The organism is Micromonospora sp. HK10, assembly GCF_000982955.1.
GTDB lineage: Bacteria > Actinomycetota > Actinomycetes > Mycobacteriales > Micromonosporaceae > Micromonospora.
Genome location: NZ_KQ058767.1, coordinates 1,987 through 13,031 on the forward strand (window position 1 = coordinate 1,987; position 11,045 = coordinate 13,031).

10 protein-coding genes, 5 tRNA genes and 1 pseudogene are annotated in these 11,045 nt (G+C 75.5%); 8 read left to right on the top strand and 8 right to left on the bottom strand.

Annotated features, from left to right (window positions below):
* Together LQ51_RS10045 and LQ51_RS10050 are read left to right on the top strand one after the other, a co-directional pair.
* Window positions 1-470: pseudogene (locus LQ51_RS10045) on the top strand (two-component sensor histidine kinase); the annotation flags it as partial.
* Window positions 467-1,144, top strand: coding sequence for a response regulator (locus tag LQ51_RS10050; protein WP_082159347.1), 678 nt, complete (start codon window positions 467-469; stop codon window positions 1,142-1,144). The pseudogene LQ51_RS10045 and the gene LQ51_RS10050, both read left to right, overlap by 4 nt.
* A gap of 17 nt (window positions 1,145-1,161) precedes the next feature.
* Here LQ51_RS10050 and LQ51_RS10055 read toward each other — a convergent pair whose 3' ends face one another.
* The 4 genes from LQ51_RS10055 to LQ51_RS10070 all read right to left on the bottom strand — a co-directional run bounded on the left by LQ51_RS10055 (window position 1,162) and on the right by LQ51_RS10070 (window position 4,876).
* Complete coding sequence (locus LQ51_RS10055) at window positions 1,162-1,989, bottom strand: ABC transporter permease (RefSeq protein ID WP_052744800.1); 828 nt, start codon at window positions 1,987-1,989, stop codon at window positions 1,162-1,164.
* Window positions 1,986-2,918, bottom strand: a complete 933-nt coding sequence (locus LQ51_RS10060; RefSeq protein ID WP_046564459.1) for an ABC transporter ATP-binding protein — start codon at window positions 2,916-2,918, stop codon at window positions 1,986-1,988. The genes LQ51_RS10055 and LQ51_RS10060 overlap by 4 nt, the downstream gene beginning before the upstream one ends.
* 116 nt (window positions 2,919-3,034) lie before the next feature.
* Complete coding sequence (locus tag LQ51_RS10065; protein ID WP_046564460.1) at window positions 3,035-4,198, bottom strand: cytochrome P450; 1,164 nt, start codon at window positions 4,196-4,198, stop codon at window positions 3,035-3,037.
* 9 nt (window positions 4,199-4,207) lie between these two features.
* Window positions 4,208-4,876: a class I SAM-dependent methyltransferase gene (locus tag LQ51_RS10070; RefSeq protein WP_046564461.1), complete on the bottom strand. Its 669-nt coding sequence runs from the start codon at window positions 4,874-4,876 to the stop codon at window positions 4,208-4,210.
* 195 nt (window positions 4,877-5,071) lie between these two features.
* On the opposite strand from LQ51_RS10070, the gene LQ51_RS10075 reads away from it, so the two are divergent.
* Window positions 5,072-5,929: a hypothetical protein gene (locus LQ51_RS10075; protein WP_046564468.1), complete on the top strand. Its 858-nt coding sequence runs from the start codon at window positions 5,072-5,074 to the stop codon at window positions 5,927-5,929.
* Between the two features lie 51 nt (window positions 5,930-5,980).
* Here the strand turns inward: LQ51_RS10075 and LQ51_RS10080 are convergent, their stop codons facing one another.
* On the bottom strand, window positions 5,981-6,583 hold the full coding sequence (locus tag LQ51_RS10080; protein WP_046564462.1) for a TetR/AcrR family transcriptional regulator: 603 nt from the start codon (window positions 6,581-6,583) through the stop codon (window positions 5,981-5,983).
* Window positions 6,584-6,842: 259 nt separating this feature from the next.
* Here LQ51_RS10080 and LQ51_RS10085 point away from each other — a divergent pair.
* The 3 genes from LQ51_RS10085 to LQ51_RS10095 all read left to right on the top strand — a co-directional run bounded on the left by LQ51_RS10085 (window position 6,843) and on the right by LQ51_RS10095 (window position 7,107).
* Window positions 6,843-6,915, top strand: a tRNA-Gly gene (locus tag LQ51_RS10085).
* Window positions 6,916-6,949: 34 nt separating this feature from the next.
* Window positions 6,950-7,020 (top strand) — tRNA-Cys (locus LQ51_RS10090).
* Window positions 7,021-7,032: 12 nt separating this feature from the next.
* Window positions 7,033-7,107, top strand: a tRNA-Val gene (locus LQ51_RS10095).
* Window positions 7,108-7,184: 77 nt separating this feature from the next.
* On the opposite strand, the gene LQ51_RS10100 is transcribed toward LQ51_RS10095, so the two are convergent.
* The gene (locus tag LQ51_RS10100; RefSeq protein WP_046564463.1) at window positions 7,185-7,433 is read right to left on the bottom strand and encodes a DUF6458 family protein; all 249 of its coding nucleotides are present in this window, start codon (window positions 7,431-7,433) and stop codon (window positions 7,185-7,187) included.
* Window positions 7,434-7,602: 169 nt separating this feature from the next.
* Here LQ51_RS10100 and LQ51_RS10105 point away from each other — a divergent pair.
* Window positions 7,603-7,675: transfer RNA gene (locus LQ51_RS10105), tRNA-Gly, on the top strand.
* A gap of 15 nt (window positions 7,676-7,690) precedes the next feature.
* A tRNA-Val gene (locus LQ51_RS10110) sits at window positions 7,691-7,765 on the top strand.
* Between the two features lie 90 nt (window positions 7,766-7,855).
* On the opposite strand, the gene LQ51_RS10115 is transcribed toward LQ51_RS10110, so the two are convergent.
* Window positions 7,856-9,313: an NADH-quinone oxidoreductase subunit NuoF family protein gene (locus LQ51_RS10115; protein WP_046564464.1), complete on the bottom strand. Its 1,458-nt coding sequence runs from the start codon at window positions 9,311-9,313 to the stop codon at window positions 7,856-7,858.
* On the bottom strand, window positions 9,310-10,776 hold the full coding sequence (locus tag LQ51_RS31140; RefSeq protein ID WP_052744801.1) for a ferric reductase-like transmembrane domain-containing protein: 1,467 nt from the start codon (window positions 10,774-10,776) through the stop codon (window positions 9,310-9,312). Before LQ51_RS31140 ends, LQ51_RS10115 begins: the two co-directional genes overlap by 4 nt.
* Between the last annotated feature and the right edge of the window lie 269 nt (window positions 10,777-11,045).

Consider the following 11,045-nt stretch of genomic DNA (forward strand, 5'->3'; position numbering starts at 1 on the left):
CCGGTGCCGGTGCCGGTGCCGGGGCGGTGGCGGTGGCGGTGGCCGGGGGAGGGACGGTGGCCGGCGGGTGGCCGGCCGGAGAGCTCGACGGCGGCTTCCGGAGCGGTCCGGCCCTCGACGACCACCCCGGCGAGGCGGCGCGGCGGCTCCGGGACGCCCGGCGGCGGGTCCGGCGCAGCCTGCTGGCCGCGTTCACCGCCCCGGTGATCCTCGCGTCGGTGCTCGCCCTGGTCTACTACCCGCTGGCCACGGCCGGCGCGGTGCTCGACCGGACCGGGTACGAGCGGCTGCGCCTCGGCGAGCCCCGCGACGGCCTCGACCTGCCCCGGCGGCAGGCGGCCCCGCCGACCGACGACCCCCCGGCCGGCTGCGAGTACTACACCGACGGCAACTTCCCGTTCGCGGAGCCGACCTGGCGGCTCTGCTTCACCGGCGGCCGGCTGGCCAGCAAGGAGCGGATCACGCGGTGACCGACGACCACGGGCAGCCCCTGCGGGTGGTGCTCGCCGACGACGAGGCGATGATCCGGGCCGGGGTACGCGCCATCCTGGCCGCCGACCCCGCCATCGAGGTGGTCGGTGAGGCCGGCGACGGCCGCGCCGCCGTGGAACTGGTCCGTGCCCACCGGCCCCGGGTGGCGCTGTTGGACATCCGGATGCCCCGCTGGGACGGGCTGAGCGCGGCGGCCGAGATCCGGCGGCTCGTGCCGGAAACCGCCACGGTCATGCTCACCACCTTCGGTGAGGACGACCTGATCGCCCGGGCGCTCGGCCATGGGGTGAGCGGCTTCCTGCTCAAGTCGGGCGATCCCCGGGAGCTGCTGGCCGGGATCCACGCGGTGGCCGGCGGCGGGGCGTACCTGTCGCCACGGGTGGCCCGGCGGGTGATCGAGCTGAGCGGCGGCCCGCTGGCCCGCGCGCCGTACGCCCGGGACCGGCTCGCCGGGCTGACCGACCGGGAGCGGGAGGTGCTGGCGCTGGTCGGGGCGGGACTGTCCAACGCCGAGATCGCCCGCCGGCTGCACCTGGTCGAGGGCACCGTGAAGAGCTACCTGACGAGCATCTTCACCCGGCTGGACGTGCGCAACCGGGTGCAGGCGGCGATCCTCGCGTACGAGGCGGGGCTGGTCCCGCCGAGCGGCTGACCAGCCCCGCCCGCCGCTCAGGCGTCCCGGCGGGCCAGCGCCCAGCGGCCGAGGGCCAGCCCACCGGCCGTCCAGCCGGCGAGGAGCAGCAGCCCGACCGCCGCCGGGTACGGCTCGGTGTCCCCGGCCAGGAAGTGGCCGCCCGCGACCCCGGGGAACGCGTCGGCGATCCGGGTGAGTGCCGTGATCCCCGGCTCCTGCAGGGAGAGCGGCACGATCATCAGCAGCGCGAGCAGCACGGTGAGGGTGAGCACCGGGCTGCGCAGCGCCGCCGCCAGGCCGAGCGCCAGCACCCCCACCAGCGCCAGGTATGCGGCCGAGGCGGCCACGTCGGCCAGGGTGCCGCCCAGCGGGGCGCGCCCCCAGTCGCCGAGCACCGGCCGGGCGACCGCCGCGCCGATGCCGCCGAGCAGCAGCCCGAGCAGGAAGGTCAGTCCGCCGACCACGACGGCCTTGGCGAGCAGCACCCGGGTACGCGACGGGGTGCAGCGCAGCGTGGTCCGGATGGTGCCGGTGGCGTACTCGCTGGTGATCGCGAAGAGCCCGAGGGCGAGGACGACGTACTGGGTCAGCTCCAGCGAACCGGTGACGATGTCGCCGACCGGCAGCACCCCCGGGTTCACCGTCGGGTCGTCGTCGGTGTTGGCGTTGACCGCGTAGATGGCGAGCTGGCCGCTGGTGGCGGCCATGGTGAGCGCCGCGGCCAGCACGGTCCACCAGGTGGACCGGACCGACCGCAGCTTGGTCCACTCGGCGGCCACCGCACCGGCGAACGGGCCGGTGGACGGCGCGGCAGCGGGCCGGGACGCCGACCGGGGCGCGGTGGTGGTGGGCAGGACGGTCATCGGGGCTCGCCTCCGGTCGGGCCGGCGGCGTACTCGACGCTGTCGGCGGTGAGTTCCAGGAACGCCTCTTCCAGCGAGGCGGCCACCGGGGTCAGCTCGTGCACCCGCACCCCCAGCTCGTACACGAGGTCACCGACCCGGGCGGCGGTGGCGCCGGCCACGGAGAGGCCGGTGCCGTCCAGGTCGACGGTGGCGCCCTCGGCGGTCAGCCGGTCGCGGAGCGCGGTGAGGCCGGCGGGTTCCGGGCCGCGTACCCGGACCGTGCCGGAAGGGCGGCCGGCGAGCAGCTCGGCCAGCGGCGCGTCGGCGATCAGCCGGCCCCGGCCGAGCACCACCACCCGGTCGGCGGTCTGCTCCATCTCGCTCATCAGGTGGCTGGAGACCAGCACGGTGCGGCCCTCGTCGGCGAGGTCGCGGGTGAACCGGCGGATCCAGCGCACCCCGTCCGGGTCGAGCCCGTTCACCGGCTCGTCGAGCAGCAGCACGGGCGGGTCACCGAGCAGCGCACCGGCGATACCGAGCCGCTGCCCCATGCCCAGCGACAGCGCGCGGCCCGGCTTGCCGGCGGCCCGCCCGTCCAGGCCGACCAGGTCCAGCACCTCGTCCACCCGGCGGGCGGGGATGCCGTTGCTGCGGGCCATCGCGACCAGGTGCGCCCGCGCCGATCGGGTCGGGTGGATGCCGGTGGCGTCCAGCAGCGCGCCCACCTCGTAGAGCGGGTGCCGCAGCTGCCGGTACGAGCGGCCGTTGACCAGGGCCTGCCCGGCGGTGGGCCGGTCCAGCCCCAGCACCATCCGCATGGTGGTGGACTTGCCGGCGCCGTTGGGGCCGAGGAAGCCGGTCACCTGCCCGGGCCGGATATCGAGGGTCAGGCCGTCGACCGCGGTCGCCGTCCCGAACCGTTTCGTCAAGCCACGAAGTGTGATCATGCGCAGACGGTAGGGAGTGAGCAGGGTGCCGCGCCGCCACCGATCGGCGCTGTCCTTACCTGACTTTCGTCAGGTCTCCGGGCCTGCCTACCGCCACCGGCGGAGCGACGTCCGGGTCAGGCTCGGCGGACCACGAAGGCGTCCGGCATCCGGAAGGTCAGGTTGTCCGGGCACCAGGGCGGGCGGACCACCGTCACCCCGTCCAGCAGCGGCGCGGCCTCGGCGACCACGACCGCGGCCTCCATCCGGGCCAGGTGCGCGCCGACGCAGCGGTGCGGCCCCGCCCCGAAGGCGAGGTGCCGGCGGGAGCCGCGCTGCCCCGGCACGAACCCGTCGGGCGCGGCCACCACCTCGGGGTCACGGCCGGCCCGGGCCAGCCAGGCCACGATGCTGGTGCCGGCCGGGACGGCCGTCCCGCCGAGGCTGGTGTGCACGGCGGCGACCCGCCGCCAGGTGACGATCGGCGGCTCCAGGCGCAGCCCTTCCTCGACCACGTCGGCGACCTCGATGGCGCCGGTGCGCAGGCCGGCCCGTACCGTCGGCTCGGCGGTCAGCCGGTGCAGCAGCAGGGTGAGGAACTGCGAGGTGGTCTCCTGGCCGGCGACCAGCAGGAAGAACAGCGCGCCGACCACCACGTCGGGGGAGTGGCCGGCCGCGCGCAGCCGGGCGGCCAGGCCGCCCCCGTCGACGGCGAACGCCCGCAGCACGGTGTGGAACCGGCCCACCTCGGCGGCGAGGGCGAGCTGCCGGGGCTCGTCGAGCGGCGCCCAGAACAGCTCCAGCGCCGCCCGGGCGAAGTCCTTCACCGCCGTGACCGGCGCGTCCGGCAGTTCGACCAGCCGGGCCAGCACCAGCAGCGGCAGGTCGGCGGCGAGGTCGGCGTACAGGTCGACCGGCGCGCCGGCGTCGAGCGCGGTAGCGAGCCGGGCCACCCGCCGCCGGACCAGGTCGGTGAGCCACGGCTGCTGGGCGGCCACCCGGTCCGGGTGCAGCGCGCCCGCGACGATGCCGCGGAGCTCAGGATGGCTGGCGGTGGCGTTGTTGGCCAGGGTCGGCGGCAGCCGGAACCGGTGCCCGGCCAGGACCCGCAGGGCGGCCACCGGCATCGGGGTGACCGCGTCGAGCGCGTTGTCCGGCCGGAACGTCACCGGGTCGGTGAGCAGCCGGCGGACCAGGGCGTGCCGGGTGACCACCAGGTGTCGTACGCCGACGTGGTCGACGACCGTCGCCACGTCGGGCCACGCCCCGTCGACGGACTCCCCCCAGCCCCGGAACAGCACGGCGTCACGCTAGCGGGCGGCCCCCGGCGGGGCCGGGTCCAGCTCCCACACGGTGGTGTGCTTCACCCGTACGCTCTCCAGCGCCTCCGGCACCGGCACCTCGTACCCGGCCAGCTCGTGGAAGCGCTCGCGGGGCAGGAAGGCCCGGCCCGGATCGCCGACCAGCACGCGGGCGCCGGAGCGGGCGGCCCGGAGCAGGAACCGCAGCATCCGCCGGGCCATCGCGTCGCTGTAGAAGACGTCCCCGGCGAGCACCACCTCGGCGCCCCCGGCGTCCCCGTCCAGGATGTCGCCGAGTTCGGCGTCGACGCGTACCCCGTTCGCCTCGGCGTTGAGCGCGACGGCGGCGACCGCCCGCTCGTCCACCTCGACGGCCTGGACGGCGGCCGCGCCGGCGCGGGCGGCGGCGATGGCCACCAGGCCGGAGCCGGAGGCGAGGTCGAGCACCCGCCGGCCGGCGACCAGCTCCGGGTGGTCGGTGACGTAGCGGGCGAGGGCCTGCCCGCCGGCCCAGGCGAAGGCCCAGAACGGTGGCGGCTGGGCGCTGCGGAACTCGCCCTCGGTCAGCTCCCAGAGGCCGATCGGCTCGTCGGCCTGGTGCAGCCGCACCTCGGGGACGAAGGCGACCGGGGCGAGCCGGGCGTGCAGCCGGACGAAGGCGGCGGACAGATCGGACACCGGCTGATTCTGTCGTACGCCCCTGGCCGCCCCGCCGGCGATCCCGGGCGTGTCGCGGTCGACCGGTTACCGGTTCATCACCCGGGGTGAGATCGGCCCTCGCGGTTGGCGTTCCGTGCGAACACGCCCGTCTACCGGGGCGCCGGTGGCGCTCCTAGCGTTTCGGATGGAACGCGGCCGACGGGAGGAGACGTGGTGAGCGGGTGGCGGTACGCGCTGCGGATCGGGGTGGTGCTGACCTGTCTGTCCGGCGCGGGGGTCGGCGCCGCGGTCCCGGCACGGGCGGCGGCCGCGTTCTCCACCGAACTCAGCGGGCTGCCGGACGAGTTCATCGCCGGCGACGAGGTGCGGACCTTGGCCGCGGTGGTGTCCCGCTCCGACGGTGGCGGCTGCGTGAAGGTGCGCTGGTCGATGCTGCTGCGGGTGCAGGGCCTGCGGCTGGACCAGGTACGGGTGGACCGGGTCGAGGACACCGGCTCGTTCCCGCTGGAGGTCCGGACCGAGGGCGACGTGGCCCGGCTGACGGACCGGGAGTTGGACCCGGGGCTGCTCTGTCCGGGCCGGACGGTGACGGCCCGCTACCGGGTGGCCTTCGCCGGGGACGTCGGCCGGGGTCGGGTGAGCTTCGCCGCCGAGGCCTACGACCAGCAGTTGCGGTTGCTGGCCCGGCAGAGCGCCAGCCGGCAGGTGGTGGGGCGGGCGGTGCCGGCCGAGCCGAGCCGGTCGGCGAAGCCGACGCCGAGCGCGACCGGGGCGACCGAGCCGACCGAGCCGGCGACCGAGGCGCCGGCCACCGAGGAGCGGGCCGGGGAGGTCCCGCCGAGCGAGGCGGCGGTGGCCGAGCCGCCCGTCCCGGGCGCGGCGGGCCGGCCCATCGCGGCCTCGGGCGGGTTCGGGGTGACCCAGGCGGCGTTCCTGCTGGGTGGCCTGCTGCTCTTCCTCGGCGCCGGGCTGCTGTTGCGGATGCGGCGCCTGCTCCGTCCGGTGGGGGAGCAGCCGATGGCCCCCCGGGCGGCGTTCGGACGCCGGCCGGCGAGGAGACGGTGGCGGTAGGGGCACCCGCGCCGGACCGGGCCGGGAGGGCGAACCTCCCGGCTCTGGTGCTCAGTCCAGCGCGGCGGGCTCCACGCCCAGCTCGCGGGCGGCGACCAGCCGGATCCACTCGGCGATCTGCCGCCGGGTGATCACCCGCTCGTGCACCGAGAGCTGCACGGCGAGACCGTCCATCACCGCGCTGATCCGCCACGCCGCACCCGCCGGGTCCGGGCACTGGAAGGTGCCGTCGGCCACCCCGGCGGTGATCACCGCGGCCAGGTCCTGCCGCCAGCGCAGGTCGAGCCGCCGGGAGACCTTTTCCAGTTCCGGGGTACGCAGCGACTCCGCCCAGCCGTCGATCCACATGGACCAGGAGGTGGACCGGCCGGTCGGCGCGTACAGGCGCAGCATCCGGCGCAGCTTGGCCAGCGGCGGGGCGGTGGAGCGGACCACCGCGTCCAGGCGGGTGAGGTCCTGCTCGACGGCGTACGCGAATGCCTGCGCGAGCATCCGGTCCTTGGTGGCGAAGTGGTAGAAGACCAGCGCCTGGCTGACCCCGGCGGCCTCGGCCACGTCGGCCGTCCGGGTGTTGGCGAGTCCGCGTTCCGCGATCACTTCGCAAGCCGTGCGCAAAAGGGCATCCAGTCGGATTTCGGCGGCGCGTCTCGTCACGATCGCTACCGTAGCCCATCCATCTGACCACGAGGAGTTACCGAACCGGTCCGGTCGAAGGATCGACAGTCGGAAGTTCGACAGTGCCGTTCCGGCCCGCGCCCGCCCTCCCGGGCCCAGCTTCCGCCCAGGTTCCTAGGAAGCCCGAGGGGGGGCAGGGTACGGATCACCCGGACGCGCCCGAATGGGACCCCGATTTGGCAACCGTTCCCGGGCTCGGCTAAAGTTCTCATCCGTCACCGGGAAACACCGGGGGCACGCGGACGTAGCGCAGCTGGTAGCGCATCACCTTGCCAAGGTGAGGGTCGCGGGTTCGAATCCCGTCGTCCGCTCGGAGATGCCGCCACGCATGTCGGGGGCAACCTCGGTGGAGTGGCCGAGAGGCGAGGCAACGGCCTGCAAAGCCGTGTACACGGGTTCAAATCCCGTCTCCACCTCGCAGTTGACGAGGGCGATTGGCGCAGTGGGAGCGCGCTTCCTTGACACGGAAGAGGTCACTGGTTCAAACCCAGTATCGCCCACCAGCACAGAGGCCGTGTCGATGATCGACACGGCCTCTCGCCATGTCCGGCCCGGTGCATGTCCGGCCGGACAGCAGGCGTCACAGCGGCGGGGCGACGTCCCGGCGCTCCTCGACCCGGCGGTACTCGACCGGTTCGGCGGGGGTGACCGGGGCGACCACCTCGCGGCGGCGTCCCCAGACCAGCGTGGTCATGATCAGACCGAGCACGCCGGCCGCCATCAGGATCCAGCCGACGACGTCGAGGTTGACCCCGCCGATGCTGGCGTCGAGCGCGAAGGTGAGGATCGCGCCGACCGCGATCAGGAAGATGCTGGTACCAATTCCCACGACAGCCTCCTTCAGGGGATGGTGGTGTGCTGTCGATCGAAGTCAGTACCCACCCGGCCGCCGGCCCAACCGCCACCCGGTCCGGGGCGCCGCGGCGCGCGGCCCGGGGCGGAGGAGGATCTTGCCATCGGGTACAGTTCTCCCCGTCACCGTCGCACGACGGCGGCACGCGGACGTAGCGCAGCTGGTAGCGCATCACCTTGCCAAGGTGAGGGTCGCGGGTTCGAATCCCGTCGTCCGCTCGCAGTGCGGCGCTCGGGCGATTGGCGCAGTGGGAGCGCGCTTCCTTGACACGGAAGAGGTCACTGGTTCAAACCCAGTATCGCCCACCATCCCGGGTCCAGCTCATCGAGCTGGGCCCGTTCGCGTACCAGGCCGCGTTCAGACGACCCCGCGGGACCCGTTCGGCTGCGGGGCCGCGTTCAGGCATCCTGGCGCAGGGCCAACGCCGGGCACATCGCGATCGCCTTCCGGGCGCCGGAGAGCAGCCAGGGCGGCACCGGCGCGTCGGCGACCGACGGGAAACCGTTCGCGTCCAGCGTGATCAGCTCCGGGGCGAGCTGCGCGCAGAGTCCGTGCCCGTCGCACCGGGACCAGTCGATGACCAGCCGGCCACCGGCCGCGTCCTCGCCGGGCAACGGCAGGATGCCGCGTACCGGGTCGCCGCAGCCGCCCCGGGACAGGTGCGCGGCGATGTCCGCGGTGAACGTGTCGATTGCGGAGAGGGCGAACCGGGCGGTGCCGTCCGGGTGGCTGCACGCGCCCCGGCCGCGTACCCCGCCGGCCGCCGCGCGGACCCGGTCCAGCGCGGCCGTGCCGCCGCCCCCGTGGCTGAGCGTGCTCATCGTGCGGGCCAGATCGGGCAGGCCCAACTGGCAGGGGCCGCACTGCCCGGCCGACTGGCCGGCGAGATACCGCAGCACGCGGTGCGCCTCGCCGAGCGGGCAGGTCCCGTCGCCGAGCGGCAGGACGATGCCCGCGCCGAGGGTGCCGCCGACCGCGGCCAACCCCGCCCGGGAGACCGCCGCCTCCGCGGCCGCCGCCGGGCCGATCCAGCTGCCGTGGAAGCCGCCGAGCAGCACGCCGGGCCCGACCGGCGCGGCGCAGTGGTCGAGCACTTCCCGCAGCGGTACGCCGGCCGGCACCTCCAGCACTGCGGGGCGGCGCGCCGACCCGCCCACGGTGAGCAGCACCGTGCCGGGCTCGTCGGCGGTGCCGACCTCGCCGAAGGCGTACGGCCCGAGCCGCGCGGCGACCGCGAGTTGCGCGTACGTCTCGGCGTTGGAGAGCAGGGTGGGGCGCCCGCCGACGCCGGCTTCGCTGGCCCGGCCCTTCCGACCCGGTGGGATGGGCACGTCCCCGTTGATGCCCCGGATCAGCGCACCGCTCTCGCCGGAGATGAACCGGTGCGGCATGGTCACCAGCCGGGTCGGCGCCGGCATCCGGCGTTCGGCGACCGCCGCGAGTACCGAGCCGGCGGCGACGCCGTCGTCGGCCACCCCGATCACGATGCTCTCGGCGTCGAGCGCGTACGCCGCCAGCGCCGCGCCGTCCAGCACCAGGTGCGGCGCGCGGGTGAGCAGCACCTTGTCCTTCCAACTGGCCGGCTCGCCCTCGGTGCCGTTCACGACCACGGTGGCCGGTAGGGCCCGCCGCTGCGCCGAGCGGGCCACCGCGTCCAGCTTGCGGGCGAACGGGAAACCCGCACCGCCCCGGCCGCGCAGGTTGATCAGCTCGGCGAGGTCCAGGGCGGTGATCAGGTCGAGCGGGCGGAGGTCGCCGTGCACGGCCAGGTGCATCCGCCGGTCCAGGCGGTCCGCGCGGTCCAGGCCGGCGGTCAGGCGGGGCGGGCCGAGCCAGCCGACGACCGGCGGCCTCACCGGCCGACCTCGTTGCGGATGTACGCCCAGAACTCCTCGTCGGTGATCTCGGCGGTGTCGTCCGGGCGCCGTCCGGGGGCGGCGGCGGACCCCCGCTCCGCCGGTGCCGGACGCGCCCCGCCCCGCTCGCGTGCCGCCGGCGCGGGCCGGGTTCGGGGTTCCTCACGTGCGGCGGAGCGGGTACGCGGTTGCTCGGGTGCCGCGGGCGCGGGCCGGGTTCGGGGTTCCTCACGTGCGGCGGAGCGGGTACGCGGTTCCTCGGGTCCCGTGGGTGCGGGCCGGGTTCGGGGCTCCTCGCGCGCCGCGGACCGGGCCCGTGGTCCCTGGTCGGCGGATGGCGCGTGGCGCCGTGGCGAGCGGTCCTCGTGGGCCGGGTCCGTGCCGTTGCCGCCCGCCGGGGCGCCCTCGGTGTCCGCGCGCCACGGCCGGTAGGGGCGGTAGTCGCTGGCCCGGCCCCCGCGTCGCTCAACCGGCGCCGCCGCCGCGGCCGGCGGCCCCACCTCGACGCGCGCGGCCCGGTCCGCAGGTCCGGCCCAGTCGCCCGGGCCGGCGGGCGCGGCCCGGACTGCCGGTCCGGCGGGTGCGGCCCGGTCGGCCGGGCCGGCCGGCGCGACGGCCGGTACCGGGTCGCCCCGGCCGGCGGGCCGGCGCTCGGTGTCGGCCCACTCGACCCCGTCGAGGCTGGGGATCAGGACGCTCGTGGCCAGCGGCGTGGTCTCGGTTGCCGCGGGCCGCCCCACCGGGCGCATCCGGCGGATGGTCTGTGCCCGGGCCAGGTGGGTGCGGCGGCTCAACGCCACGAAGAAGCGCACCAGCAGGGCCAGCGCCACGAGGGCCAGGCAGATGCCGTAGCTGACCAGCACCCAGGTCTTGGCGGACCGCCCGGCGCCGAGCCCGTGGATCAGCGCGAGCAGCCAGGCCGCGTACGCGCTGGCGTGCAGGATCCGCCAGCGGCCCGGCTGCCGGCTCCGGGCGTACGAGGCGCGGGTGACCCCGGTCCAGGTCGCGATGATCATCAGGTAGCCGGCCAGGGTGCCGAGCCCGACCTGGACCGGTCGATGGTTGGCGAGGAACGGGACCGCCGGGTCCCACAGGTGGGCGTGGCCCTCCACGAGCTTGGTCGCCACGTGGATCGCCAGGCACACCAGGGCGGTCGCGGCGGTGGCCCGGTGCGCGAGTTGCAGCAGGATCCGATGCCGGATCAGCAGCACCAACCGGTCGGTCGCCGCCAGGCCCAGCATCACCGTGATGGACAGGCCGACCAGGCTGAACACGCCGGTGAAGAACTCCAGGAACGCGAACGACCCGGAGATGGCGGCCCGGCCCGGCGGGGTGAAGCCCGCCGCGACGACCACGATGACGGCGGCGCCGGCGGTGACCGGACGCAGGACGCCGCGCGGCGCCGGTCGGCTGCCTAGACCCGTGGTCTGCCGGATTGACCGACCCGCACCGGCGCTGTCCATGTCACCTCCAGACCTCCGCGGCGCACCGCATGGCAGCGCTCCCAACGGGTGGAGTCGGGCGGAATGCCGGACGGTTCATACCAAGCCGGATCGCCTGCGAGCAAAGGGCTACAGGAAAATTTAAGGTAGTGGATCCGTCCGATCGGGAGGACGTCGCCGGCCCGGGCCTGCAGACGCCGCTGGCCGGCACCCGGGTTCGGGTGCCGGCCAGCGTTCGTGTGGTGTGGTTGGTCAGCTGTTCCAGTGGTGGGCGACGATGTCGGCGGCCT